3 protein-coding genes and 1 tRNA gene (1 of these 4 only partly in view) are annotated in these 3,662 nt (G+C 44.2%); 2 read left to right on the forward strand and 2 right to left on the reverse strand.

Features of this window, described 5'->3' with window-relative positions; all coding sequences use genetic code 11:
- Positions 1–1,508, reverse strand: a 1,508-nt coding sequence (gene uvrB, locus B3182_RS02775; RefSeq protein ID WP_292751443.1) for an excinuclease ABC subunit UvrB, incomplete at its 3' end; no start/stop codon positions are given.
- A gap of 72 nt (positions 1,509–1,580) precedes the next feature.
- Here uvrB and B3182_RS02780 point away from each other — a divergent pair.
- The gene (locus tag B3182_RS02780) at positions 1,581–2,768 is read left to right on the forward strand and encodes a pyridoxal phosphate-dependent aminotransferase (RefSeq protein ID WP_292356018.1); all 1,188 of its coding nucleotides are present in this window, start codon (positions 1,581–1,583) and stop codon (positions 2,766–2,768) included.
- Between the two features lie 25 nt (positions 2,769–2,793).
- Here the strand turns inward: B3182_RS02780 and B3182_RS02785 are convergent, their stop codons facing one another.
- Positions 2,794–3,438: a hypothetical protein gene (locus B3182_RS02785; protein WP_292356020.1), complete on the reverse strand. Its 645-nt coding sequence runs from the start codon at positions 3,436–3,438 to the stop codon at positions 2,794–2,796.
- A 165-nt stretch (positions 3,439–3,603) separates the two neighbouring features.
- On the opposite strand from B3182_RS02785, the gene B3182_RS02790 reads away from it, so the two are divergent.
- Positions 3,604–3,662 (forward strand) — tRNA-Asn (locus B3182_RS02790) (it continues 127 nt past the right edge of the window).

Raw genomic sequence — 3,662 nt, forward strand, 5'->3', positions numbered from 1 at the left:
TTGATACCCACCAGCACATCAAACTCACCCAGCCGTAGATCACGCAGAATCTCCATCCGTTCGACCGTATCGATATCCGAATGCAGATATCGCACTTTGACGTTGTGTTCGCGAAGATAATCAGTGAGATCTTCAGACATACGTTTGGTCAAGGTGGTGACCAAAACCCGCTCATTGACGGCTGTGCGTTTATTAATCTCGGAAAGCAAATCATCGACCTGCGTACCGACCGGACGAATTTCCACTTCGGGATCGATTAACCCGGTTGGACGCACTACCTGTTCGACGATATTGCCGGCATGTTCTGCTTCATATTTCCCGGGCGTAGCCGAAACAAAAATGGTTTGCGGTGCCTGCTTTTCCCATTCATCAAACATCATTGGTCGGTTATCCAGTGCAGACGGTAATCGGAAACCATAATTCACCAGCGTTTCCTTACGTGACCGATCCCCCTTATACATCGCGCCAATCTGCGGAATCATCACATGGCTTTCATCAATGACCAAAATGGCATCATCAGGCAGGTAATCAAATAAAGTGGGCGGTGCCTCTCCTGCTTGTCGAGTCGATAAATGTCGAGAATAGTTTTCAATACCGTTGCAGTAGCCAAGCTCTAATAACATTTCGATATCAAAACGGGTGCGCTGCTCTAAGCGCTGAGCTTCGACTAATTTATTCTGTTCATTTAGCTCAGCCAATCTTTCACGTAATTCATCTTTGATCGAATCCACAGCACCCAGAATGGTCTCGCGGGGGGTGGCATAGTGCGTTTTCGGATAAATGGTAATGCGGTTCATCCGTTGCAATATTTCACCCGTTAACGGATCGAAATAACTGATCTGCTCTACTTCATCATCAAACAACTCTACACGTACCGCATCACGTTCCGATTCAGCCGGGAATATATCAATAACCTCGCCTCGAACCCGATAGGTACCACGCGATAATTCAATATCATTTCGCGAATACTGCAACTCGGCAAGACGCCGTAAAATTTCGCGTTGATTAATGATATCGCCCTGAACCAGATGCATGACCATCGCCAGATAGGCATCTTTATCACCCAAACCATAAATACAGGACACACTGGAGACGATAATCGCATCGCGCCGTTCCAGCATGGCTTTGGTTGCTGATAAACGCATTTGTTCGATTTGTTCGTTCACCGACGCATCTTTGTCTATAAAGGTATCGGATGACGGCACATAGGCTTCCGGCTGATAATAATCGTAATAGGAAACGAAATATTCCACCGCATTATTGGGAAAGAACTCTTTCATCTCACTATAAAGTTGTGCAGCCAGCGTTTTATTGGGTGCCAGAACCATTACCGGACGCTGCACAGCTTGCGCAACATTGGCAATCGTAAAGGTTTTTCCCGAGCCGGTGACCCCCAACAGGGTCTGCCACATTTCACCGTTGTTTAATCCCTCAACCAGCGAGGCAATCGCAGTTGGTTGATCCCCCGCCGGTTCAAACTCGCAGACTAATTCAAATTGTTTTTTCATACTCTTTAGCAATGTCCGTGTTTATCGTATATTACGGTTTTCTAATCACTATCGTTTCTCGAAGGACAGATTTTGACTATCAAACTCTCACAGCGCGTTCAAAGCATCAAACCCTCACCTACTTTAGCCATTACCGCACGCGCCGCGGCCTTGAGAGCCGAAGGTAAAGATATTATCGGTCTTGGTGCCGGCGAACCGGATTTCGATACGCCGGATCATATTAAACAAGCAGCCGTTAAAGCGCTTGATAAGGGCCAAACCAAATATACCGCGGTTGATGGTACCGCTGAATTGAAAAACGCCATCATCAAAAAGTTTTCCCGTGATAACGGTTTAACTTACGAAGCCAATCAAATTCTGGTTTCATGTGGCGGTAAACAAAGCTTCTTTAATCTGGCACAGGCTTTATTAGAGTCTGGCGATGAAGTAATTATCCCGGCCCCTTACTGGGTATCTTATCCTGATATGGTTTTACTCGCTGATGCCAAACCGGTGATCATCATTGGCGACCGTGATCAACGTTATAAAATCACTCCACAACAACTTGAAGAAGCCATCACTGACAAAACCCGGTTATTTGTCATCAACAGCCCTTCCAACCCAACCGGCATGACTTACACCAAAGCTGAACTTGAAGCATTGGGCGAAGTGTTGCGTAAGTATCCTGACATTCTCATCGCCACTGATGACATGTACGAACTTATATATTGGGCCGATGAACCGTTTTACAATATCGTAATGGCTTGCCCTGATTTATATGACCGCACAATCGTTATGAATGGTGTCTCCAAAGCCTATTCAATGACTGGCTGGCGTATTGGTTATGCCGGTGGCCCTGCTCAATTAATCGGCGCGATGAAAAAAATTCAATCGCAGAGCACATCAAACCCCACCTCTATTTCACAAGCGGCCTCAGTCGAAGCCTTAAATGGTGATCAGGGCTGTGTACAAACTATGCTGGTTGAATTCAAAAAACGTCACGATTTTGTGGTCGAAAAACTGAATCAGATGCAAGGCATTACCGCTCTCGAAACAGATGGTACTTTTTATGTGTTTCCAGATATCAGTGGTGTATTGGCTAACAAACCAGATTTAACAGATGATATGGACTTTGCAGAAGCCTTATTGGTTGAAAAAGGTGTTGCAGTGGTTCCTGGAACCGCATTTGGTCTGAAAAACCATATTCGTTTATCAATTGCCACCAGCGAAAGTAATTTACAAAATGCTTTACAACGCATTGCTGAATTTATTGAGCAATAAATTACTCTGATAATTGCATTTGAGCCTAGGGATTAGGCTCTTTTGGCTTTTCCTGATCATCTCTGTCTGTTGGATGATTAACTGGGTTAAGTTCTGTTTCAATCCAGTTAATCACCTCTTTCTGTTGTTTACGGTTCACCATCTGCTCAGTGGAGATCTGTTTTGGAAAAATGCATGAACCTCCATCATGTTTTAGTTTAAAGCCACGCCGGGCTCCCACTGGATGTTTACTGGGCGCATGTATAGCAGCAGCTCTTAATTCAAGCGTTTCAACCTGTTCAAGCACAATTGCTTCTCCTTTTGCTGCTTCAGCATTCTCAATAATATCTCTGAAGGTTCCAAGTACCAGATAGCCCCCATTTAACAATGGTCCCTGACGCAGAGTCTGCTGAACATTTTGCTCCATCACATTCACCCGTTTGAACTGGGTAACACCAAGCTCATATATTTCTCCGGATTGCATCGTTACAACTGCCTGGACACATTGAATATGAATCGCTCTCTCACCCATATTGACCAATAGGCACAATGCATCAGGATTTTCATTCTGGGCATGGTGAAAAATCAGATAAGGTCGATTACTGCGGCGATATTGAACAAATAATAGTTGTAAATAAATCACCCAGATAAGTGCCATAACGGCAGAGCTAATAGGAGCAATATATTCCACTTAATCCTCCTTCTGTCTAAAAAGTGTTTTAAGCCAGTCAACACGATACAGTTGAAAAAATATTACAATCAATAACATATATAAAGTCATGCCCAGACAGTTAAAAAAATTAGTAGTAATCCTTGACCCTCCGGGCTCAAATCACTATCATAGCCATCTTTCTGTTCCCCGATAGCTCAGTTGGTAGAGCAAATGACTGTTAATCATTGGGTCGCTGGTTCGAG

Origin of the sequence: Methylophaga sp. UBA4204 (assembly GCF_002379485.1) — a bacterium.
Taxonomy (GTDB): Bacteria; Pseudomonadota; Gammaproteobacteria; order Nitrosococcales; family Methylophagaceae; genus Methylophaga.